This window comes from Pseudoalteromonas sp. bablab_jr011 (assembly GCF_016464045.1).
Taxonomy (GTDB): Bacteria; Pseudomonadota; Gammaproteobacteria; order Enterobacterales; family Alteromonadaceae; genus Pseudoalteromonas; species Pseudoalteromonas lipolytica.
Window position 1 is genome coordinate 65,093 of sequence record NZ_JACDWU010000184.1, and the last position, 22,268, is coordinate 87,360.

21 protein-coding genes are annotated in these 22,268 nt (G+C 40.8%); 5 read left to right on the forward strand and 16 right to left on the reverse strand.

Going from position 1 to position 22,268, the window contains the following annotated elements; translation table 11 throughout:
- Positions 1-7: 7 nt before the first annotated feature.
- Both JIG41_RS10280 and lepB read right to left on the reverse strand, forming a co-directional pair.
- A complete protein-coding gene (locus JIG41_RS10280; RefSeq protein ID WP_230237481.1) occupies positions 8-823 on the reverse strand; it encodes a hypothetical protein in 816 nt (271 codons plus the stop codon).
- Between the two features lie 110 nt (positions 824-933).
- Positions 934-1,593, reverse strand: a complete 660-nt coding sequence (lepB, locus tag JIG41_RS10285) for a signal peptidase I (protein WP_118844212.1) — start codon at positions 1,591-1,593, stop codon at positions 934-936.
- 184 nt (positions 1,594-1,777) lie between these two features.
- Between lepB and JIG41_RS10290 the strand changes: the two genes are divergently transcribed.
- A complete protein-coding gene (locus JIG41_RS10290) occupies positions 1,778-2,236 on the forward strand; it encodes a hypothetical protein (protein WP_118844211.1) in 459 nt (152 codons plus the stop codon).
- Positions 2,236-2,442, forward strand: a complete 207-nt coding sequence (locus JIG41_RS10295) for a helix-turn-helix transcriptional regulator (RefSeq protein WP_036968951.1) — start codon at positions 2,236-2,238, stop codon at positions 2,440-2,442. Before JIG41_RS10290 ends, JIG41_RS10295 begins: the two co-directional genes overlap by 1 nt.
- 50 nt (positions 2,443-2,492) lie before the next feature.
- Here JIG41_RS10295 and JIG41_RS10300 read toward each other — a convergent pair whose 3' ends face one another.
- The 4 genes from JIG41_RS10300 to aceK all read right to left on the reverse strand — a co-directional run bounded on the left by JIG41_RS10300 (position 2,493) and on the right by aceK (position 6,057).
- The gene (locus JIG41_RS10300) at positions 2,493-2,753 is read right to left on the reverse strand and encodes a DUF2999 family protein (RefSeq protein WP_036968953.1); all 261 of its coding nucleotides are present in this window, start codon (positions 2,751-2,753) and stop codon (positions 2,493-2,495) included.
- Between the two features lie 54 nt (positions 2,754-2,807).
- A complete protein-coding gene (locus JIG41_RS10305) occupies positions 2,808-3,770 on the reverse strand; it encodes a zinc-binding dehydrogenase (protein ID WP_036968955.1) in 963 nt (320 codons plus the stop codon).
- An 8-nt stretch (positions 3,771-3,778) separates the two neighbouring features.
- Positions 3,779-4,171, reverse strand: a complete 393-nt coding sequence (locus JIG41_RS10310) for a hypothetical protein (RefSeq protein WP_036968957.1) — start codon at positions 4,169-4,171, stop codon at positions 3,779-3,781.
- Positions 4,172-4,248: 77 nt separating this feature from the next.
- Positions 4,249-6,057, reverse strand: coding sequence for a bifunctional isocitrate dehydrogenase kinase/phosphatase (gene aceK, locus JIG41_RS10315; protein WP_199524689.1), 1,809 nt, complete (start codon positions 6,055-6,057; stop codon positions 4,249-4,251).
- A 105-nt stretch (positions 6,058-6,162) separates the two neighbouring features.
- Between aceK and JIG41_RS10320 the strand changes: the two genes are divergently transcribed.
- Both JIG41_RS10320 and JIG41_RS10325 read left to right on the forward strand, forming a co-directional pair.
- A complete protein-coding gene (locus tag JIG41_RS10320; protein WP_118844210.1) occupies positions 6,163-7,110 on the forward strand; it encodes a LysR family transcriptional regulator in 948 nt (315 codons plus the stop codon).
- A gap of 110 nt (positions 7,111-7,220) precedes the next feature.
- The gene (locus JIG41_RS10325) at positions 7,221-7,664 is read left to right on the forward strand and encodes a hypothetical protein (RefSeq protein WP_118844209.1); all 444 of its coding nucleotides are present in this window, start codon (positions 7,221-7,223) and stop codon (positions 7,662-7,664) included.
- 8 nt (positions 7,665-7,672) lie between these two features.
- Here JIG41_RS10325 and icd read toward each other — a convergent pair whose 3' ends face one another.
- The 6 genes from icd to JIG41_RS10355 form a co-directional block, all read right to left on the reverse strand.
- Positions 7,673-8,935, reverse strand: a complete 1,263-nt coding sequence (gene icd / locus JIG41_RS10330) for an NADP-dependent isocitrate dehydrogenase (protein WP_199524697.1) — start codon at positions 8,933-8,935, stop codon at positions 7,673-7,675.
- Positions 8,936-9,044: 109 nt separating this feature from the next.
- On the reverse strand, positions 9,045-11,726 hold the full coding sequence (locus JIG41_RS10335; protein ID WP_199524690.1) for a 7TM diverse intracellular signaling domain-containing protein: 2,682 nt from the start codon (positions 11,724-11,726) through the stop codon (positions 9,045-9,047).
- 35 nt (positions 11,727-11,761) lie between these two features.
- Positions 11,762-14,026, reverse strand: a complete 2,265-nt coding sequence (locus JIG41_RS10340) for a TonB-dependent receptor (RefSeq protein WP_199524691.1) — start codon at positions 14,024-14,026, stop codon at positions 11,762-11,764.
- A 143-nt stretch (positions 14,027-14,169) separates the two neighbouring features.
- A complete protein-coding gene (locus JIG41_RS10345; protein ID WP_182396284.1) occupies positions 14,170-16,398 on the reverse strand; it encodes an NAD(P)-binding protein in 2,229 nt (742 codons plus the stop codon).
- Positions 16,399-16,407: 9 nt separating this feature from the next.
- A complete protein-coding gene (locus tag JIG41_RS10350; RefSeq protein ID WP_143474478.1) occupies positions 16,408-17,349 on the reverse strand; it encodes an acetoacetate decarboxylase in 942 nt (313 codons plus the stop codon).
- A gap of 47 nt (positions 17,350-17,396) precedes the next feature.
- A complete protein-coding gene (locus JIG41_RS10355) occupies positions 17,397-17,969 on the reverse strand; it encodes a dienelactone hydrolase family protein (RefSeq protein WP_075593664.1) in 573 nt (190 codons plus the stop codon).
- 629 nt (positions 17,970-18,598) lie between these two features.
- Here JIG41_RS10355 and JIG41_RS10360 point away from each other — a divergent pair.
- A complete protein-coding gene (locus JIG41_RS10360) occupies positions 18,599-19,462 on the forward strand; it encodes a TIGR02285 family protein (protein ID WP_199524692.1) in 864 nt (287 codons plus the stop codon).
- A gap of 21 nt (positions 19,463-19,483) precedes the next feature.
- Here the strand turns inward: JIG41_RS10360 and JIG41_RS10365 are convergent, their stop codons facing one another.
- The 4 genes from JIG41_RS10365 to JIG41_RS10380 all read right to left on the reverse strand — a co-directional run bounded on the left by JIG41_RS10365 (position 19,484) and on the right by JIG41_RS10380 (position 22,267).
- Entirely contained in the window at positions 19,484-20,062 is a 579-nt protein-coding gene (locus tag JIG41_RS10365; protein WP_036968973.1) for a YceI family protein, read from the reverse strand.
- Position 20,063: 1 nt separating this feature from the next.
- A complete protein-coding gene (locus tag JIG41_RS10370) occupies positions 20,064-20,618 on the reverse strand; it encodes a cytochrome b (protein WP_036968975.1) in 555 nt (184 codons plus the stop codon).
- Positions 20,619-20,801: 183 nt separating this feature from the next.
- Positions 20,802-21,635, reverse strand: a complete 834-nt coding sequence (locus tag JIG41_RS10375) for a segregation/condensation protein A (protein ID WP_206770751.1) — start codon at positions 21,633-21,635, stop codon at positions 20,802-20,804.
- An 8-nt stretch (positions 21,636-21,643) separates the two neighbouring features.
- Positions 21,644-22,267 carry an L-threonylcarbamoyladenylate synthase gene (locus JIG41_RS10380; protein ID WP_199524693.1) on the reverse strand — a complete coding sequence of 208 codons (624 nt, stop codon included), beginning with the start codon at positions 22,265-22,267 and terminating at the stop codon, positions 21,644-21,646.
- Between the last annotated feature and the right edge of the window lies 1 nt (position 22,268).

Genomic DNA, 22,268 nt, shown 5'->3' on the forward strand with positions numbered 1-22,268 from the left:
TCGGCATTTATGTTGTTGGGCACGCGGGGTGTTCGGTTAATACTTGGGTAATAATTTGGCCAAATACTTGGTGCTGTTGCTCAGTAATAGGGAAAGAGGCGCTGTAAGAAAGCGTATCGGCAAGTTCTCCGGTAATAATTTCATAAAAGGTCATCGCAGTTAGCAAATGCCCAGCATCCGAGGCATGATTACCGTCACTATGGTATAAATTCACTTCTGGTAATCTTGCTATCGCTTTGTCCCACACTAAACCGATGGGCGCAACACAGCTCGTTTCTTTATCACTAATGGATAAATGTAACTTATAAACCGCTTCACCTTCTTTACTATCCCCCCTTTGTGGGTGTTCAGGGAATAGAATTGGCGTTATTCCCAGCACTTTTGCATTCGCAATTAGACGCTCGGTTTCTGCCGTAGAATAATTTACAGATCCCGATTGAGAATACTTTTGCCCTTGAAAAATCGCATGACTCCACTTGTTTTGTTTTAGCTTTTCGATATTCCCGGGGGAGTTAACTATTTCATCCAAAAAACGGCCACTCACCGTGAGGGTCGCAACCTGACTATTACTTAACTCACTCGAAATTAACTGCTCAAGCAAGGTCGCAAGTTTTGCGCTATGACTATTGCCATAAATGATAATGTTATAATCAGCACTTGCGCTATTATCAACAATGCCGGTGCTATTATTAGGAAGTGAGCTGTCAGGCTCGGTTGCGATTGGGTTTTCAGTCTTTGAACTCGAACCACATGCAACTAACCCAACAAAACTCATCAATAAAAAGTAAACAATAAAAGGCTTAAATCGTTTGCTGTCCGTCACTGATTATTCCTTATTTAGACGTATTATTTTTCATGTAGTCAATATTGAGACACAAAACGATAAATAGCCAATTATTATCTGACGCTTACTCACACTTAACTATTTCATCTTCAGGGTGCTAAATATAAATCTTTAAGAAACCGCTCTTTGCGGGGTAAGTAATGATGATCATAATCAAGCGACACCAGCACCCTTTCTGCTTTTCCTAACAGCTCACTACGCGGCACTAAACCGATTACACGCGAGTCTGCACTGTTATCACGGTTATCTCCCATCGCTAAATACATATCTGCAGGGATAACCACTGGCGCAAAATGCTGCATCACAGAGGGGGTCTTCGACACCTGAATTGCATGTTTAATACCCGCAAGATTTTCTAAATACGTTTGCTGTCCTGCTTCATCATCCACTAGCGAGTAATCAAGTACTTGACCATTAATAATCAATTTATTATCAACTAAAGTAACCGTATCACCCGGCACTGCAATCACACGTTTGACTAAGCGGTTATTAGCAGCAGTTGAATCAAATACAATGATATCGCCCGCTTTTGGCTCATCAAGGCGCGCCAGTGATATATGACTAAATGGTAACCGTAAATCATAGGCCATTTTATTGGTTAAAATACGGTCTCCCTCAACAATTGTCGGTTTCATAGACCCTGTGGGTACTTCATACCAATCGGCAACAGCACTCCTAAATACACTCATTAAGCAGATAAATACAATCAATGAACGGTTATTTTTCCATACGTTAGCAAGCCAATTCATATTCGTTCCTTGTGTTGTTAGTTTCATTAAGAGTCTTTGCCGTTCAAATTAGTTCTTAGCTAAATGTAACGAAATACTTCAAAGATAAAAATATCATACATGGTGTTAAAAATATTTGACACAACCAGCAATGAGTAGTTTACTTAACACCAAGTCAAATATTTTTTACACTGGATGATAAAAGATGAGCTACAAAGAACTGACAATTTGGGGCACGTTGGGAGTGACTATTGGTTTGTTAATTTATTACCTTACTGGTATTAACTCATTACAAACAAATGGAAACCTAAGCCAAGATACAATGGTTTCTTACTTATATAAGGTCGTAATTACTGCGGTGATACTCGAAATTATTATGCAATCAGTGCTTGCAGGCATTAAGCACAAAGAAGCAGATTTAGGTGATGATGAGCGCGATAAACTCATTGAACTTAAAAGCGCTAAGCTTGGCCATTGGTTAACTTCAGCAATTATTTTAATGTGTGTATTTTTAGCCACTCAGATAGAGCGTGTATCTGGTCGCATGTTATTACCTGAAGTTTCAGATTTATATAATATAATGCACTACCTCATTATAGGCTTTTTGATCAGTGAAATTATCACGACAGCCAGTAAGGTGTATTACTATCGAAGAGACAGCTAATGAAAAAACAGCTCAGTAATACTATTCGAGAATTACGATTTCATCACAATGAAATGACGCAGCAAGCTCTGGCCGAAGCCGTCGGTGTTTCAAGGCAAACAATTGTCGCCATTGAAAAAGGCAAATATTCCCCTTCACTTGAAGTGGCTTTTAAGATTGCTCAATTGTTTGATAAGAAACTCGATGACGTTTTTTCTTATCAATAGCACGCTTGCAATAAAAAAGGTTAGCATGCAGCTAACCTTTTTTATTCTATTTAAGACTGTTGATTTTTAAACTGTGCTTTCGCTTGTTCAACTTCGTCATTACTGATACCTACTGACTCAGCCGCTTCTTTTATTAAATGCGGTTGTGTCATAACCAACGCCATCAGTTGTTGAAGTTTTTCGGGCGGGATCCCGAGTTGCTGAACTAAGCCCATAGCCATCATTGGGTTTTCCATAAATGCTTGAAAAAGCTCACGTACTTTTTCGTCACTCACGTTATGCTCTTTCAGCATTGCGATAATTGGGTTCATACTAACCTTGATTAATTTACTGCTAATAAGCTCAATAATGTGGGCAGTTTTTCGTTATTCAACCAGTAGCACCACTTTACCCGAATTTTCATTATTATCTAAAATGCGGTGAGCCTCAGTTGCATCCTGCCAATGCAGGGTTTTATATATATTAAAGTCAAATTTACCCGCAGCGAGTTCGCCATAAAAGCGAGCTATAAACTGTGCTTTTAGTTCACGTTTAAAAGCAATAGAGCGGTTTCTAAGTGTAGAAGCATGAAATGAAATACGTTTACTCAGCAAACGTGCGAAATCAACCTCAGCAAAGCGCGCATCTAAAAATGCCAACATCACAATTTGGCAATCCATTGCAGCAACAGCAGCATTTTTATTTAAATAATGCCCTGCAACGGGGTCGACAATTGTATTTGCTTGTAACTGATGTGTCTTCATATACTCCACAAAGTCGGTGGTTTTATAATTTATACAGTGATCGGCACCCAACTTTTTTGCATGCGCGCATTTTTCATCGCTCCCCGCAGTAATGACTACCTGAGCCCCAATAGCTTTTGCCATTTGAATAGCGGCACCACCCACACCACTTGCACCAGCGTGTATAAGTGCAGTTTGCCCAGCTTCAAGCTTGCCAAATTGAAATAACGCCGAAAATGCAGTGAGATAAACTTCACTCACCGCAGCCCCTTCAGCCATACTCATTGAGTCAGCAAGCGGCATCACCTGTGCTGCATCTACCGCAACATACTCACTGTATGCGCCTCCGGCACACAAAGTAAAAACGGGTTTATTAAGCCAATCAACCTCAACGTTTTCCCCTTGTGCGACGACTGTGCCAGCACACTCTAGACCTAAAATCTCACTGTCGCCTTTAGGAGGTGGGTATTTATCTTGCCTTTGTAAACAGTCAGCACGATTAACGCCTATTGCGGCGACCTTAATCAGTACCTCATCGTGTTTAATATTCGGCTTTTCAATTTCTGCAAACGTTAACTGTGAATTTTCATGCTTAATATAACGCATAACACCTTCTATTTAATTCGCTGCCAGATTTCAGCTTCCACCAATTTACCATTTTCATATAAAGTATGATGCCATAAATCACCGTCTACTTTGTAATCAAATGCCATGGTTTTACCTTGTAATGAAGGCACATTACCATAAGAAAAAGTCTCGATAAATTGCTGGTCTTGCAAAACATATTTGCCGCCACCCGCATAATGAAAATTGCCATTTTTCTGCGTAATATAACTAAAATGAGTATCGGTAATTAGCTTTACCGAGGTTAATTCGGGTGCTTTTGCCGTAACATACCCTTCTTTTGTCGCATACTTTCCTTCAACAAACTGCCAACTCCCCACCAGCGGGTTCGCATTCGCGAATGAGGCTAGCAACAAACTTGAAATGCCGAATATTTTTAGCATAGTGTACTCCCTTGATTGTTCGTATTAGCATACGCCAATACCGGATCCCGATGAAGGACTACGTGGTTGAGATTTTTTCACCCCTGTTTTGCTCTCATTTCACTAAACCGCCACGATTGTTTATACGGATACACATCCAATAATTGTCCCTCATTAATAGCCGCTTGCAGTCGCTGCCACATAGCAACACTGAAAATGTCGTGATGCACAGCATTAAAAAATGAAAAAGCCGTTTTATTTGCACTGAAAAATACCTTGAATTGGCTCGGAAACACATCGTTTTCAGCAATATCAAAGTAACTCTCGCTGCTTAACTCTTCTAACGAGTCAGCACTTTTTGGTAACTCTCGAAATTGACACGCCGTCATCGGGCAAATTTCATCGTAATCATAAAACACCACTCTTCCCCAGCGGGTCACACCAAAGTTCTTCATCAACATATCGCCTGGAAAGATATTTGCACCTGCCAGCTCTTTGATTGCTTTACCATAATCAATCATAACAAGTTCAAGTTTTCGTTCATCACACTGATTAATATATAAATTAAGCGGTGTCATTTTCCGTTCAACATACACATGACGCAAAATAAGCGCATTACCCGATATAATTAAACTGTCGCCAATTTGGCGCTGCATCGTAGTGAGTAATTCTTCACTAAATCGACTTAAATCAAACGCTAAATAACGAAATTCATGGGTATCAACCAAGCGCCCCACGCGATCGGCTTGCTTTACAAAGTCGTATTTCGCCATGACATGTTGTTTAGTGGCGGTTTTTGGTGCGCTAAATTTATCTTTAATCACTTTATACACATAATCAGAGCCAGGTGTCGTAAATACCAACATCACCATGCCAGGCGTACCTGGGGCAATAATGTATTTATCATCAGGAGGACTATTTTTAGTGGTATCAACTTTATAGCGATAAAACTCGGTTTTGGCATGCTTGATAAATCCTATCGCGTTAAATAACTCAAAACGTTGCTTATGGGGCATCAGCACGCTGAGGTAATCAACGTAACGCGCAGGTTGGTCGGTGTCGACCATAAAGTAGGTTCGCGCAAACCCAAATAGCAGACTAAGTTGATCGGCGCCCATCATGACGGCATCAATGTGCAGCCCTTTTTCACTATTTAGTAAGGCTATGGCAAACGGCATATTATCACCGTTTTTAGCAATGCATCGCCCAATGATGTAACACGCTTTATTTCTGAAAAATAATGAATTAGCGTATTCGATATACCCATCATTCAGTGCTAGCAGCTCATAAACCTGTGGGCACTGTTTTTTTGCTCCTGCGATTAAAGTACGCTGCAACATGGCAATATCATCAGTGAAATGTGCATAATCAGAGCGAAAAACATGACGACTCACAAGGGTTTTTATCGCATTTTCAAAAGCACTTTGTAACGAGATCCGACTTACCAGAGAATCAAACGGACGAGGCCCTAAGCGATACCGTGCCTTTAAAACAAACAAATGAACATTACGGATTTTACGTGAGTCCCAAATAGCCCCAAATGTCGAGTTGAAAAACGTATGTGCAATGGGCTGGTTTTCGTGATTTTTCACCATTTCTGCATAAATTTGTTTTGCTAATAACCACAGAGCAGGATCGTTAACTTCGCTGTAAGCTATGATCTTTACAGCTTCACTTACTTTTTTTACTTGGCCTTCGTAAACCTGTAACCGTAACTTCATTGCTGTTTGCACTTGATGCCATTGACGTTGTTCAAACCGACTTTGTGCCCCTAAAGTGATATTCAAAAACTCTGCAAACATGGCCTCAAACCCTGCATACACAGCGCGGGCTAGTTTCGTGGCAATAATATTCTTTAGTTGTTCCGACTCTGTTTTTTTACGAAAAATTGCATCGTGTTGAGGCATTATTGATATCACTTATGCTGATTATTTTAGTTGCCGTGTTTACACACAATAGCAAGCACGCTTTAATTTAGGTAATTAATAAAGATAATAAATAAGATTGATCAGATGAATATTAGGCATGTCGACCTAAATCTATTGGTGTATTTAAATGTACTGATAGATGAGCAAAATGTATCAAAAGCAGCCAATAAACTTGCCTTAACGCAGCCTGCGATGAGCAATGCATTAAAACGGTTACGTGATTTATTTGACGATCCCTTGCTCGTTCGAGCCGCTGGCACAATGACACCCACAGCCAAAGCGCTGAGTCTCAAGCCTGAAATTGAAGCACTGCTAAAAATGGCCGAAGAAATCACGCAACCAAGTGAACTGTTTGACCCAAGCACTGCAAATATAACGTTTCGGATCATGGCAAATGATTATCTAGAATCAACCTTAATAGCCCCTTTTATCACCCAACAACTGGCGAAAAGCCCCGGCCTTAATTTTGATATTTTGAGTCCAAGCGACGTCAACCTACAAGATATGGAAAAAGGCACAATCGATTTAGCTATAAACCGCTTTAATGGTTTACCCCGTTCATTTCACCAAGCCAGTGTCTGGCGCGATAACTATTGCTGCTTAAGTCACCCTGACAATCCTTATCTACAACAGCAAACGCTTGAGAACTACCTTGCACAAGAGCATATTTGGGTAAATAGGGCTGGCTGGGGGGTTGAAGCAGCGGTGACTAATAAATCCGGAAGTCAAAAATTAGGCTGGGTAGATGAAGCATTATGGCAGCTCGAACAAACGCGTAATATTCGTGTATTCACTCGCCATTACATGGTCGCAAGCTTGCTCTGCCAATCGCCTAAATTAATAGCCACGCTGCCCCGACGTCAAGCGATGTTGCTCGCAAAACACACCGATTTAGTCATAAGTCCAGTGCCATTTCAAATTGTTCCCATTGAAGTAAAAATGCTGTGGAGTCCATTATTACACCATGCAAACCCGCACCAATGGCTGCGTCGAGAACTATTAGCTTTTGCAAATACAGTGGCCGACAGGTAACAAATTAACAATATTGATAAAATCAATATCAGTTATTGAAAACAACAATTTCATTAATAATGAGTGACAGGCTAGAGTGAAGTTAAGCACATAAACAAAGAGAACTTGATATGGAAACTTCAGCACAATTCACTCAACAAGACGGCCTTTACATTAATGGTCAATTACACACTTTTATTGAACAGCAACTTTGTAAAAAAAGCGAAATTGCGTGTGACGAGATATACCAGATTCTTGCAACACTTGTTGATGAATTTGGGTGTCAGTGTCGTAAAACGAAACACCAAGCAGATGATGTTTTACCAACCGAAACACTGTTAACTGCCTACAGCTCTGTACGCACTCATCCACATTGTCATGTAGATGCTCAAACGACGCCGGCGGTACTTGATGAGTATTGCTGCCAAGTACCGGCTATTTTAGTAGTTGCTCTTATGGATACGCTAACAGGTATTACAAGCGACGAGCCTGGTGCAAAGCACATTTACCAACGTGCCGCGGCACTGACAGGTAAACCATGCGTCTACGCCATCAATAACGCACACGCTGCATAATATGCGCATTACTTTGAGTTACTTATTCGAGCGATGATGCTTGTTGCAAAATCACTGCAATTAAGCATCGTCGCACCGGTGACATACTCAGCCAAATCAAAGGTAAGTTCTTTTGCCAATAATGTTTCTTCCAGAGCTGACTCAATTTTTTGTGCAGCCTCCTGCCACCCCATAAAACGCAGCATCATTACCGCACTTAAAATACTACTGCTTGGGTTCGCCGTGTTTTCACCCGCTATCCGGTTAAAAGTGCCATGTGTTGGCTCAAAAAAAGCGACCTCATTATTTAAATTTGCTGCTGGCATTATACCAACGCCACCGACTTGTGCAGTCAACATATCGGCCAAATAATCACCATTTTGATTGGTGGTTACGACTACATCAAATTGTTCTGGTGTAAGCAACGCTTGCTGAAGCATATTATCGGCAATCACTTCTTTAATGACTAAATCGTCCTGATTGTCACGCTTTATTAGCAACCAACGGCCATTCTCATGGGCAACTGCATTAAACTCTTGCTCTGCAACCGCAAAGGCCCAGCGTTTAAACGCCCCTTCTGTAAACTTTAATACATTCCCTTTATGCACCACAGTTAAAGATTTACTTTGTTGTTTTAGTGCATAATTGAGTGCATATCGCATCAAACGCTCGGCCGCTTCTTTTGAACTATTTTTAATGCCAAGCCCACACTGGGTATCAAAACGTAATCGTGTCACCCCCATTTCTTGACATAAAAAGTCGAGCATTCGCTCGTTGTCAATACTGCCAGCTTGCCATTCAATACCCGAGTAAACATCTTCTGAACTGTCGCGAATAACGGTTATGTGGGTTTTTTCAGGCACTTTTAATGGTGAGGGTAAATGCGGATAACTGCGGATAGGCCGCATATTAACGAATAAATCCATTTCATGGCGAAGTGCGACGTTCAAAGAACGAAAGCCCCCACCCAAAGGAGTGGTTAGAGGGCCCTTTATGGCAATTTTAAACTGCCTTACGGCATGGAGTGTTTCTTGTGGAAACCAATCTCCGTCGTAGAGTGCGGCCGCTTTTTCACCGTTAAACACTTCCATCCAGTGAATCCGACGCTCTCCTTGATAAGCCGCCTCAATAGCAGAATCAACGATACTTCGCATAACGGGGCTAATATCTTGCCCAACACCATCCCCTTCAATGTAAGCGATTACTGGATTGTCAGGAATACACCACTGGCCATTTTTATCGATGGTGATTTGTTCACCCTGATCTGGCACTGAAATATGTTGATACTGCATCATAACGTTTTAGCAACTAGTCGGTTGAATATGCTTTGTGAGTATCTATTAATACCAAGATTTGTCTGCACTGTCTGCGTATGTATGGAAATACCCATTATTCAAATCATTAATGACACACTTTGTCTATTTCGTCTTCCATGGCCTTGAATAGCGAGGCAAACAACTGCGTGTCTAGCGTTACGGTGTCATTTTTTAATGCACTATCAACAGCAAGTGCTTTGATATAAAGCGTCTCACACTCAAACATGTTGGCTGCGCCCTTTAACATGTGCACATTTCGACTTAAGCCTTCGATATCCATTTTTTTATATTGCGTACGCATATCGGCATATTGATTTTTAAGTCCTTTGATATAGTCATCCTTAAGCAGTTGGAATTCGTGTTCAGGTAGCTTTATATCAGCCAACTCATCGCAGTCTAGGTAACTGGCAATTTTATGACTAAATGCATTACGGTCTATGGGCTTTGCAATTAAATCGGTGAAACCTTGGTTCATGTAACGCTCTACCTCATGCTTCATCGTGTTCGCGGTTAAAGCAATAATGGGCACCGAGATCCCCGTCGCATGCATCATTTTCAGTGCTTCTTGACCATCCATAATTGGCATTTGAATATCAAGTAATATTAGGTCAAATGTGTTCTCAAGCGTTTGCTGCACGGCATCTTTACCGTTTTCAACCGTTGTGACTGTTAGCCCCATACGCTCTAAAATACGTGCAAATAAACGTCTGTTGTCAGGGTGATCTTCAGCGAGTAACACCCGACCTTTTAAATTTTCTGGCGCATCAAGTTTACTAAACGGAGAGGTTTCGACTAATCTAACTTCACTCATATCATTGAGCCAACGCGTATTGTCTGTTGTGTACACAGCGATTGTTAAAGTAAACTCACTACCTGAGCCAACGTAACTTTTTACACTGATATCACCATCCAGTTTTAGCGCTAAACTTTTAGAAATATTAAGACCCAAACCTGTGCCACCATACTGACGAGAAATACTCGAATCCGCTTGGTAAAAGGCACTGAATAACGACTTTTGTTCAGAATCTGTCATGCCAATACCGGTGTCTTTCACACTGATCGCTAAGGTATTATTCTCACAACTCACCGTAAGCGTTATTCGCCCAACCTGAGTAAATTTTAGTGCATTGGTCGTCAAGTTTAATAATATTTGCCTTAATCGGCTAGGATCGGTCACGATGTAATCAGGCAGAGGGAATTGATAATCAACGCTAAATTTTAAGCCTTTATCACGTATTTGCTTACCAATAAGTGATTCAATATTCGCTATCGTGGCAAATAAATCGGTTTCAATTAGATCAATTTCAAGCTTATTCGCCTCTATTTTCGACATATCCAAAATATCATTAATAAGGCCGAGTACATGGCGACTATTTTGTAAAATGACACCGATGCCATGATTTCGTTCATGAGGCTTAATATCACCAAGCATAATGCCATCAGCATAGCCAATAATCGACGTCATGGGTGTGCGTATTTCGTGGCTAATATTGGCTAAGAAGCGACTTTTAGCTTCATTTGCGTCTCGTAATTCATCGGCTAATTCTTCAAGTTCAAGTGTTCTTAACTGTACTTTTTGCTCGAGATTTTTATTAAGCTCAACATTATCCTCATGCAACAACCTAAATTTATCAGCGACAGCAAACGCTAGTAGCATGGCATCCATCGCGGTGCCAATCAGTCCTAATAAATATAAATTCATCGACGTGGCAGGCAATAATCCTAAGTTTGTAAGATTACCCACCATGTTAGGCACCATCATGGCAACATAGGCCAGTACAAAATAACGTGCAGGTTTGAAGCCAATCAACATACAACGTACACCGATATACAAGCCTAAACACAAAGCGACACCCGTTACTAATGTTGACCAATAAAAACCAAAGCTAGGCCACACAACACAAAATGGGATCCCCAATGTTGCGATAACCCCGACAGTCAGAGACAGCTGCGATAATTTCGGAAACGTTTCCTTTAACTTAAGGAGATTATTGTAAAATAAAATGTTGGTCAGTGGCGTGAGTGCAAAACCTAGCCAATGTAAGTGCGGGTTGTAATACCCAAACAATTGATCCGAAATATGAAAGAAATGACTCCATGCGAACACCCACGAAGCGGTGAATAAAGCATAATATAAATGCGTGACGTCTTTAGACACTAAATAAATTAACAGGTTATACAAACCAAGCGCTATACCGACCCCAAAACACAGCATGATGATTACATTTTCGAGCGTGATAATTTCGAAATAATCTTGATACGGCGTTAACACTAACTTTGCAGGAGTATAAAAATAATCGCTTTCAAAATGTGTGATCAACGTATAGCGCTTGCCTTTTTCAAGGTTTAGGCGGTTTCCATAGTGAAATGCAAATTGGTTTTTTTCGACGCCACCTGTCACAAAACTTCGTACAGGTTGAGAAACATCGGTTAGGTCATAAATCCGACTTTCTATTTTTGAAACCAAGGTATTGTAGGGGTACAGGACAAGGTCTTCGATATCACTTTGATTTTCTATATCGACAATCAACCAGTAACCGCCCCCAATCGAACTGATACGTGATTGTGGCCTTTTTGTGGCACGCCAGCGTTTAATATCAGCCGCAGATTGAGGAAATCGATTGTCTCTCGCAGCTAATATTTGCCCGACATCATGTAGGTTCTGCTCAAAAGATGCGTCTGTATATATAAACGCTTGTTCGGCGCACACTGAATACGTTGAATAAAATAGAAAAAGCAAACTGCCTAAGAATAGCTTTAACCGCATTCACAGCGCCCCTAATAAACAAAAGTCATAAATCATCAAAATTGAAAAGCCACATCAAAGCCATAACGTCGCCCTTCTCCTTTAAAGTCTTCTAACATACCCAGAAATGAACTCAAATCGAATTTTAACTGACTGTACTCTGTATCAAATAGATTTTTTCCCCATAATATAAACGACCAGTTATCTACATCATATTTAAAGTGTGCATTAACAAGGCTGTAGCTTTCTTGACGGGCGTACGGGTTCATATTTTGATCAAAGTAAAATGCTGACTGATAGTCAACCATCACATTGGCTGAAAACGGGTTATTCATTAACCGCGTATCATACTGCAGCGCTGCCGATACATTCCATTTTGAAGTAAAAGGTAATTGATTATCGGTGATACTATTACCCAATGGATCGACATACTCTTCGTACTCTGCATGAGGAATATAGCCCACTGATAACTGCATAGCGAGTTGTTGGGTGGGCTGATAATTTATTTCACTTTCGAGACCATAAATTATAGAGTCGGCTACATTTTCAAGTAATTGAACAGGCGGCATTTGCGGTGTTTCAGAGGCTTGATTCATAAACACTTGCTGGTCATTATAATCATAATAAAACGCAGCCCAGCTCATTCGTAATCGTTGTTCCGGCCAATACGTTTTCAGGCCAACCTCATGGGCATTTAAACGCTCCTTGCCGTAATCAGCTAAGATTGCTTGTTCTTCAGATGATAAAAAGCCGCCATTATACCCGCCACTTTTGCTGCCATTAGCAAAACGATAATACAGGTTCGCTGTGTCAGAATACGTATAATTGAGAGCAAACTGACCGGTAATGCCATTATCGGATTGCTTATCAGAAACCGTGTAAAATGGCACTAAAACCCCTGCTAAATCATTGGGGTTGACTACCACATTTAAGGTTGATGTAGAGCTGTATTCAAGTGATTCATAATCGTAACGTAGACCCGCAGTGAGCAACCAACGCGTGGCTAATGGCACTTCAATTTGGCTAAATAGCGCTACGTTTTGTGTATCGATATGATTATCGTAATAAAATGTGGCCGTTAAATCTGCAGGCAAAATACCACGAAAGTCGCGTAAAATATCATTGATGTTATCTTGCTTAATCGTTTCATCAGCAAAATACACCCCACTGGTCAGCGTGTAATGAGTAAATTCATTAAGGACCCTAAACTCTTGACTGAATAAATGGGTGTCTAAACCTAACACTCCTTCGCACAACCTAGCAGGTGAGCCATCGCAATTAAATGCATGGCTTCGCTCTAAATTATTAAAACTACTTACGGAGGTCACCGTTGTGTTATCACTCGACTGCCAATTTAATTCGCCGATAAAGCCATAGCCGTCTGATTTATGCGGTGAGTCATTATTAACACTCACAGTAAAAAAGTCGTCACTCCCATCGTTAAACCCAAAGCTATCAAAGCACCGTGTTGAACCCGCATCGGCTGGCGAACATAATTCACCCGTTAATGGGTTTGCTATAATACCGATACTCCCCACTGGCTGCGAAATGCCATCCCAATCTTCAATATGTGCTTGCAGGTAAAGCTCTACGTTATCCCATTGACTTAACAGTGACAGCCGTGCATTTTTTTGCTCCATGCCCGCGGTCGGTGATGCAGAAAAATTATTTTGTGTCGAATAGTCATAATCTTGATAATTGAATGCTAACCGCATCGCCGTTTCATCGCCCAGCGGTTGGTTCCACATCCCCTCTAAGCTACTGGCGTTATTGTTGGCAATACCCAGTGTTAACGACCCTGCTTGCTCAAACTCAGGCCTATTTGTGCGGATTAAAATTGCCCCACCGGTTGAGTTACGACCAAATAACGTGCCTTGCGGGCCACGCAAAATATCAACATGCTCTACGTCATACAGGTTAATAATTTGGTTATTTGCCGAACCAACCGCCACGCCATCAAGGTACATAGCTACAGGCGATGTATTCGCAGTATTGTAATCAAGTAAGCCAATTCCCCGAATACTGACGGCGGGAGGTGTGCCCTCGGCCGCGTTTTGCGTTATTTTCACGTTCGGTGCAAATAACCCTATTTCGGTTGAATCTTTAAAATGCTGCGTTTTTAAAAGTTCGCCATTCACTTGGCTTACCGCAACACTGACGTCTTGAATTGATTGCGGACGCTTCTGTGCATAGACACTAATAACTTCCATGTCCTTTTCAGCCTCTGTATTTTGCGCTGAGGCATTACCCATGACACATGCCGCTAAGCAGCTACTCGCAAGCATAGTGAGTTTAGGATTGAATTGATAAGGACGTTTCATTCGTTTTTAGACCTTAAAAAGAGGGACGTATGTTAAATTATTGTAATTTCCAGTAAGTATAGACCAAACAACGCTGTAAAGTCGCATAAAAAGCAGAGGGTTAACGGCTTTTATGCCACATTAAAGTCGCTGTTGACTAAACATTACCCTTTTTCAAAAGCGTGTTCGCCGCTAATTTGACTTGGAAAGCCACAGAGTGAGCGTGACGTTTGCATGCCAGCCATCACCGCCGCTTCAACACAGCCAGCATTAACGCCTGTTTTTATCCAATCGCCAGTAAGGCGTAAGTTTTTATAGTGGCTGCCATCAGTCGCTAATCTAAATTTGCTCGACCCTGTAACAGAGAGTACATAACGCTCACTGGGATCAATATTTACCCGCCAATACTGTTGCTCTAAAACAGGCAAAATACTGTGTGGATCTTGGTAAAACACCTGCCAGTCAAACTTATTATTGGTATAAGCGTGCGGCCACAATGCTTGCATATCAACGCTGAATAAATACTGCATATTATGTTTCACCTCAGCTTTCATTTGCTCAGGAAAATGATGTGCCGTAGCGGGTGGATAATGCTCACACGTAAAAGCGCTACAAAAGTAGGCAATATTAACGGGCGGATCACTGTCTGGCCACGCCTCTTTGTCAACGAGATTGCTCATTGCAGCCCATGTATCGAAGGGTTCAACAAAACCACTTAATATAGGCCCTTCTTGAGCCGAATTGGTATCGGTAAAGCCGAGTTGTTGATCAGTTTTATTCAACCAAACTTGGCAAGCTTGTGTCGCAACACTCTTCACTTTACTTGCTTGTAAAGCAAGGGCATTATCGTCGCTAAGCAAATCTGCCGCCACATGCTCAAGCGAAGCAACAGATACCCCCAATATTAGGGTATCAAAATCAACTCCATGCACTAACGTAAGACTTGGAAGTGGCTGCTTAAAATGCGCTTCATATACTTCTGGCCAGTCACTCCAGAACGACTCTAAATTAACCTGATATTCTTGCAACAAATGCGCTTGTAGCGGGTTTATTTGGTCTAAGAGCGGCTCACTTGGCCAACAAGGCAGCTGCTTTACATTGATAAGCGGCGCATATTCACCCGAATTTAAGCTGACCTGCTGACGCAGTTCAATATGCGATACCACAGCTTGCCCATGAGAATCTTGACCCGGCGTTAATTGTGTAAGCTGGTGGAAAAATTTAAATTTTACACCGCGTTTTTTGAGTAGCTCATAAATAGGAGCAAAAATGACATCTCCCATGCCTGCTTGCATTTTCCACATCACTCCCCCTTTATAACAAAGGCCAATTCTTAGCATGGCAAGTGCTGCAACACCGGCCTCAACATTAGGCTTGTTAAAGTCGCCATTGGGGTATGCAAACACCAAGTCATAAAAACCTCGTACAGGAGCAGAATTAACGCTATAGGCTCTATTTGCACCATTTTTTTCGAGCCATTGACGAAAATCATAACAATTAATTACCCCAAAACCATCGCGATAAACTTTATCTTTTATCAGACCTGTCAGCATAGCAATAGCCAGATCGGCACAAATATATAGCCTGCGCAGTTGTGCATTATCATCCAGTAACTCTATTACTTGCTCTTTAAACCAACGCTTTAATTTGCGAACGATATACCAAATCACTAAACGATCAGCTTGCTTGTCTGTGTGGGTTGTTTGCTGTGCGGTAAACTGTTGTAAGTGCGTAAGTAAAGAGCGAGGAGTGGAGATAATCTCGGCCGCATCCGATTCAATGTCATCAATAAACTGTTTTGCCGAGGTAACCTGAGTATCAATATTCGCTTTTATTTGCTGATAGAGGTGCTTTAGTAAAAACTGATCTCGTGGCTTTTTAGTAACTAATGTGGTTTTTGCGTGTTGCTCACAGACATCTTCAATGTCTTCGGTCCATTTTTTCAGCCAAGCCAGTGTCATCGTAACAAAATCCCACACTGTAATATCCAAGCTTCCATCTGCTGGATTACCCGCAACGGTTGGGAAATCTATCGGCCATGTTTGCCACTCGTTATCGATAAACTCTTGTAATGCAATAAAACTATGCGGCTTAAACGCCTGTTGCCAAGTTGCAAGCGGGGAACTCGCTGGCCTGTCCAAATTATTGTAGACCCCTTGCAAAGTGCGAAAGCTATTTACATAAGCACCAAACCACACATGCAAGCCATGCTCTTCAATACGTTGACCAAAGTGCTGATTGCGACCACTTGCGCCTTTACCTCCTAAGCGCCACCCTTGTTGATAAACGGTTATTTCGCGATGTTGCTGCCAATCTTCTTGCTCGGTTAAATACACCGCGGCAGTCATTGCAGCAACGCCACCCCCTACGATTGTGATTTTTTCTTTGCTCATGGTCATCCTTTACGCAGGTAAAACCTGGCTTGCGCCAAGTTGATCAAAGTCCATATTGATGTAAAAAGGCAAATGTACCGCTTGGCTTCCTAATTGAATACCAAACATATCGTGCAACGGAAAACTCGCTACTGACTTCACATCAAGGGTAAAATTATTAGTTAACAACTTAAGTTGGTGAATTTTTTTTATCACTGATGGAGAATGCACAACAGAGCGATAAACGGCACTTGTACCCTCTCCATCTGGGAATTGCTTAAACAATATTTGATCCATTTGCGGGTGAATAAACCCCTCAAACAGTTGCTTAATTAATGAAAAATCCACGCCTTTAACTTCATCATCAAAAAAATCAGCCACTCGCTTCGAAAAAAGAGCAAGGTTATCTAATAAGTTTTCTGATGTGTTGATATTGTCTTGTTCAATTGATAATAGTTCATGCATTGCAAGCTTTGAATTAGCCGAGAACACATCAAAACACGGCAATGAAATTGAAAAACGTGATGTTTTGTTCGCCGGTGTGGGCATGTCATAGTCACATAAATATTTGTTGTAACCCCATACCTCACGCCCATTTATTAGCGCATAAATATTATTCACACTAATGAAGGCGGGATACCAATACAGGTGGGCAATATCACCATTAACCACTTTAGAAACAGGTAACCAAATAATAATGTCGGTTTCTTGCATCCAGCCCTGTTCAGAAAACGGAGGGGTCAGAGACGATATTTTTTCAATATCAGTAAACGTGAGTAAACACACACTGCCTAACACATTGAATGACACAGAATCATTTGCAACTGTATTGAGTGTCGCATCGACATATTGCTGCATTTTTTGCTCACAAGCAGACACGAAAAAACCATACATTGCCGCGTTAATCATGCGGCATGGCGGCTTAGCAACGGGGTTTGATAAAAAATGGCAGTATTTATATGGGTTAGTCATAGTCATTAACTAAATTGTTGTTTACTCATGACTATAGACTAGTTTTACTAGTTCGTTACAAGTTGTTCATTGCATTTTTTGGTGAAAAGTTGCTCTATATATGCTTGGTAACCAGCATGATCAAAATTATCAGATAACGGGTTCATAAAACCATGGGCATACTGTGATACTTCACAGCTGACATTCGGTTTATCTCTGAGTGTAGCCACCACCGGTTCAATATCAAAATGTGCTTCACTGTGCGCAAAAATAAACTGACAAGGCACTGTCGCCGATAAATCAAGGTGATTTCTAACTTGTGATGGGTAAAATGCAATAATTTTCTTTATGTAGGGGTTTTGTAATTCTGCTTGCGCTCGCCAAACTGCTGATGCTCCCGCACTAAAGGCAATGATCGTAGTTGGTCGCTTAACAGCGGCCATTTTAATGTAGACTCGCTCAAGATAGGTGTCGTGACCACACTGATTCAAAAAGTGTTGATATTGAACGTGCTCAGAAACCGGTGTTTGTATTTCTCCTAAATAAGGTTCACACAAACTGACTTTGCCACTAAGCTGCTGCGCAAGCTGTGATAAATGTGCTGTATTTCCGAATATATCTGACACCAAAAGGTAGTTCATTTATGTACTTCTGTGTTGTTATTATTGTGCCCGTAAAGAATACGCGTGTTTCTAATAAACATCCAGAAAAATAATACTTGCGTTTAAATATTTATTGCAGTAGTCTACTCGTCTGGTTTTTATAAACCTCGCGGTTAACCCCTTACCTTGATCCAGTAATTCCCGCATATTCGTATAAATATTTGCACCTGTGTGACTCAATGACATTTTGATGAATTTTAAAATTATCACCAAACTGTCACAAATATAGTCAACACTGTAGGCAAGACAACAAATGTCAGTCTGTATTATAAGTTCCCTTACAAAGCTCTACAGAACACTGACAAAAAGAAAGAGTGAGTTTTATTATGTCATACAAATACAATGGATCTTTGATCCAAATAGCACATCCAGTGCAATCAATTTCGGTTAACAAACAGCGTGTAATTTTTAGCGACACGCAAGGCCTAAAGAATGCCATCTTCCAAAAGGCGAGCGATGCACGCCAATTTGTAAAATGGTTAAAGGCCAACTAAACCCAAACCGAAAAAGCGCCAGCATACCACGCTGGCGTTTTAGTTTTTAACTTTCGTACGCTTATCTAAATTCCTGCTACACTTATATTTTTAACCTACGAATAGGTAGTGAAAATGCGTTTGGCATGGTTTTTTTTACTATTTTTTTTGTGCCCTTTTGCAAATGCAACTAATCAATCTAAAACGATTGAATGGATCGTAGTTGATTTTGCCCCCTACTACATAATGAATGACCGTTACGAAGGCATGGGACGTGACGAAAGTGTCATTAAACTGCTTAAAAATGCTCTACCCGATTACACTTTCACACGCACTTTATTGCCTGCTAGTCGTGCCATTCATGAGCTATCAAATCCACACAATAATTACTGCATGTTGTCTCTATATCAAAGCGAACATCGCAAACAACACATTGCATTTACAACACACACGTCCACTGTAGGTTTGTCACCCTCCTTTGCGATTCGTAAAGAGCTAATTGAAAAACTTAATTTAGATCCCTCTAAGCCGGTATCACTAAAGTCATTACTTAACGACAAACACCTTGCATTAGGTGTATCAATGAGCCGCTCATTTGGCAGTAATATAGATAACGTAATTAACTCAAGCCATGATGCAAATATTATCTCAAGACCAGGCCGCGATACCCTTGCAAGCTTAACTTATATGCTACACAAAAAGCGCATTGATATTTTATTAGGATACCCAAGTGAACATTATTATTTGGCGCACTCGATGGGATTCGAGAATGAACTAACCCAACTAACACTCTCTGAAGCGCCTAAATTAAGTGTTGGTTATATTGGCTGCACAAACAATGAACAAGGCCATGCAATGATTACCTTGTTAGATAAAGCGCTGGAGGAAATAGCGCATACACAAAGTTTTGAAGATATCTTAGTACGATGGTTGCCAGATAACTTAAAACCAATCTTAGAAAAAAGGTTAAGAGATAGAAATGAAAGTGCCGCCCATTAAGCGGCACGTTTCGTGTAGTCGTTACTTACGAATACCTTCGATAAACAGGCCAATATCAACATGAGTTGATGCTGGGCCCAAGTTGTAATCAATACCATAATCAGCCAGTTTTAAACTTGTTTCACCTTCAAAACCAACACGGTAACCACCCCATGGATCTTTACCTTCGCCAATTTTATCAATTTCAAAAGTAATCGTTTTTGTTACACCGTTAAGTGTAAACTCACCAGTGACATCGGCTTCATCGCCTTCTTCATCAAACTTGATTGATGTGCTTTTAAACGTCGCTGTAGGGTATTTATCTACATTTAAGAAATCTTTACCACGTAAGTGCTTATCACGTTCAGCATGGTTCGAATCGATACTTTTTGTGTCAATAGTGACATTGATCTTTGATGCATCCGGTGCTTTGTCATCGTAACTAAAATCACCTGAAAACGTATTAAAACGACCGTGTAACCAGCTATAGCCTAAATGTTTGATTTTAAATGTAACAAATGCGTGAGCACCGTCTGTATCAATCACATAGTCTGCGGCATTTGCATTCGCTGTAGATAAAAGTGCAGCGCTTAGTGCTGTGCTTAATAATAATTTTTTCATATTAATCATCCTTCAATGGTTTGATCATTCTAATTAAGGTTTTATCTTTATCGATAAAATGATGTTTTAGTGCCCCTAAAGCATGTAAAACAACAACACCTATAAGCCCATACGCGGCATAAAAGTGAATTTTACCTGCAATATCTTCTTGATTAGCCACCGACTCGGGTAAAGCCGGAACAGCAAATAAGTTAAATACGTCGATCGCACGGCCGTCAGCCGTCGAAATTAAGTAGCCAGATGTAACAATGACAATAAGGGCTAAATAAATTAATTTATGTACAGAGTGCGCAGCCATGTTTACCGCTTTAGAGCTTCCTGCAACAGGGTCTGGTTGCGTGCCTAATAAACGCCAGCCAAATCGAAACAATAATAAAGCAGCTAAGGTAATGCCAACGCTTTTGTGTAAATCAAGAGAGCCTTTGTACCACGTATCGTAATAGGTTAACTCAACCATATAGACACCTAAGCCAAACAGACCAAATACTCCAAGTGCCATTAACCAGTGAAGTAAGATAGCTACCCAGCCGTAACTTGACTTTGAATTCTTTAACATACTCATTTCCCATGAGAACCATGAAACTAAACACAGCTTAGCTCAGCTGTAATACAATGAAAATAGCGTAAAACAAACAGCTTCTGTGCGTATACGCACAAGTAACATTAGAATAGTCAGTGGTTAGTGGATTAAAAGCTTCTCTCAGTAAAACGGGTGTCTAAACTCTGACAGCTTTAAACTTTAACTTTCTTCCACCAGCCCTACGTAAATCTGGCTATTGGCATCAACTTGAAAGCAGCTAATGAGGTTTTCTTTTACCAGCTCTAGCATAGCGATAAAGCTTACAACGACACCGCTTCGGTCTTCTTCAACAGTAAACAGCGTATGGAATGGTAGTTGTGATTGGGCTTCGGATAGCTTGTCTAAAATTAAGCTCATGCGCTCACGAGTAGACAGCGCTTCTGCGGTGATATGGTGATGTTCAAATGTTTTAGCACGTGCCATTACATCGCTTAATGCAAGTAATAAGTCTTTCATTTCGACGTCTGGTAATAGCGCTTCACGCTCGCTAAACTCGGGGGCTAATGCCTCTGCTACAAAAATATCACGACCTTCTCGAGGGATCTCGTCAAGGTTTTCTGCTGCTTTTTTAAATTGCTCGTATTCTTGTAAGCGTCTGACTAGCTCTGCGCGCGGATCGTCGTCTTCTTCCAGTTCCTCATGTTTTGGTAACAGCAATCGTGATTTAATTTGTGCTAACAAAGCTGCCATCACTAGGTATTCACCCGCAAGCTCGAGTTGAAACTCACTCATCATTTCAACATAGCGAACGTATTGTTCCGTAATACTAAAAATCGACAGCTCTAATACATCTAATTTATGCTTTTTAATTAAATACAAGAGTAAGTCGAGCGGACCTTCAAAGGTCTCTAAAATAACCTCGAGTGCATCGGGTGGAATGTATAAATCTTCAGGCTTGTCGACCACCGCTTTGCCATGCAAAAAAGCCAGTGGCAGCTTTTGCTGCACTGGCTCTTGTATATCGTTTGGGGCATTACGCTCTGGGCTTGTCAATGATGTCTCTATATTTCAAACAGTTTAGTATCGCCACAACCAACACGTAAAATTTCGATATCATCATCTGATAAATCAATCACTGTAGTGGCCTGTTCAGGAAGATAACCACCATGAATAATTAAATCAACTTGCTTTTCGATGCGATCACGAATTTCATCGGGATCAGCTTCAGTGAATTGCTCACCCGGTAAAATTAAGGAACACGACATCAACGGCTCCCCTAATTCAGCCAATAAGGCACATGTAATCGGGTGTTCAATAACGCGAATACCAATGGTTTTTTTCTTTTCGTTTAGTAAACGTTTAGGAACTTCCTTGGTTCCTTTAAAAATAAAGGTGTACGGTCCTGGTGTGTTATTTTTAATCAGCCTAAACAGCTGATTGTCTACACGTGCATATGTTGAGAGCTCAGATAAATCGCGACATACCAAGGTAAAATTATGGTGTTTTTCAATGCCTCGAATACGTTCTATGCGCTCTTTTGCTTGTTTATTACCAATACTGCAACCAATCGCATAACCCGAATCAGTTGGGTACACGATAACTCCACCTTGTTTAATAATATCAACAGCTTGACTAATTAATCTCGGTTGTGGATTATCTGGATGGATATGAAAAAACTGACTCATT

What these genes read in the sequence shown, in the direction of transcription:
- lepB (WP_118844212.1), bottom strand. Translation starts at nt 1,593, where the DNA reads ATGAATTGGCTTGCTAACGTATGGAAAAATAACCGTTCATTGATTGTA.
- JIG41_RS10290 (WP_118844211.1), top strand. Translation starts at nt 1,778, where the DNA reads ATGAGCTACAAAGAACTGACAATTTGGGGCACGTTGGGAGTGACTATT.
- JIG41_RS10295 (WP_036968951.1), top strand. Translation starts at nt 2,236, where the DNA reads ATGAAAAAACAGCTCAGTAATACTATTCGAGAATTACGATTTCATCAC.
- JIG41_RS10300 (WP_036968953.1), bottom strand. Translation starts at nt 2,753, where the DNA reads ATGAACCCAATTATCGCAATGCTGAAAGAGCATAACGTGAGTGACGAA.
- JIG41_RS10305 (WP_036968955.1), bottom strand. Translation starts at nt 3,770, where the DNA reads ATGCGTTATATTAAGCATGAAAATTCACAGTTAACGTTTGCAGAAATT.
- JIG41_RS10310 (WP_036968957.1), bottom strand. Translation starts at nt 4,171, where the DNA reads ATGCTAAAAATATTCGGCATTTCAAGTTTGTTGCTAGCCTCATTCGCG.
- aceK (WP_199524689.1), bottom strand. Translation starts at nt 6,057, where the DNA reads ATGCCTCAACACGATGCAATTTTTCGTAAAAAAACAGAGTCGGAACAA.
- JIG41_RS10320 (WP_118844210.1), top strand. Translation starts at nt 6,163, where the DNA reads ATGAATATTAGGCATGTCGACCTAAATCTATTGGTGTATTTAAATGTA.
- JIG41_RS10325 (WP_118844209.1), top strand. Translation starts at nt 7,221, where the DNA reads ATGGAAACTTCAGCACAATTCACTCAACAAGACGGCCTTTACATTAAT.
- icd (WP_199524697.1), bottom strand. Translation starts at nt 8,935, where the DNA reads ATGCAGTATCAACATATTTCAGTGCCAGATCAGGGTGAACAAATCACC.
- JIG41_RS10335 (WP_199524690.1), bottom strand. Translation starts at nt 11,726, where the DNA reads ATGCGGTTAAAGCTATTCTTAGGCAGTTTGCTTTTTCTATTTTATTCA.
- JIG41_RS10340 (WP_199524691.1), bottom strand. Translation starts at nt 14,026, where the DNA reads ATGAAACGTCCTTATCAATTCAATCCTAAACTCACTATGCTTGCGAGT.
- JIG41_RS10345 (WP_182396284.1), bottom strand. Translation starts at nt 16,398, where the DNA reads ATGAGCAAAGAAAAAATCACAATCGTAGGGGGTGGCGTTGCTGCAATG.
- JIG41_RS10350 (WP_143474478.1), bottom strand. Translation starts at nt 17,349, where the DNA reads ATGACTAACCCATATAAATACTGCCATTTTTTATCAAACCCCGTTGCT.
- JIG41_RS10355 (WP_075593664.1), bottom strand. Translation starts at nt 17,969, where the DNA reads ATGAACTACCTTTTGGTGTCAGATATATTCGGAAATACAGCACATTTA.
- JIG41_RS10360 (WP_199524692.1), top strand. Translation starts at nt 18,599, where the DNA reads ATGCGTTTGGCATGGTTTTTTTTACTATTTTTTTTGTGCCCTTTTGCA.
- JIG41_RS10365 (WP_036968973.1), bottom strand. Translation starts at nt 20,062, where the DNA reads ATGAAAAAATTATTATTAAGCACAGCACTAAGCGCTGCACTTTTATCT.
- JIG41_RS10370 (WP_036968975.1), bottom strand. Translation starts at nt 20,618, where the DNA reads ATGTTAAAGAATTCAAAGTCAAGTTACGGCTGGGTAGCTATCTTACTT.
- JIG41_RS10380 (WP_199524693.1), bottom strand. Translation starts at nt 22,267, where the DNA reads ATGAGTCAGTTTTTTCATATCCATCCAGATAATCCACAACCGAGATTA.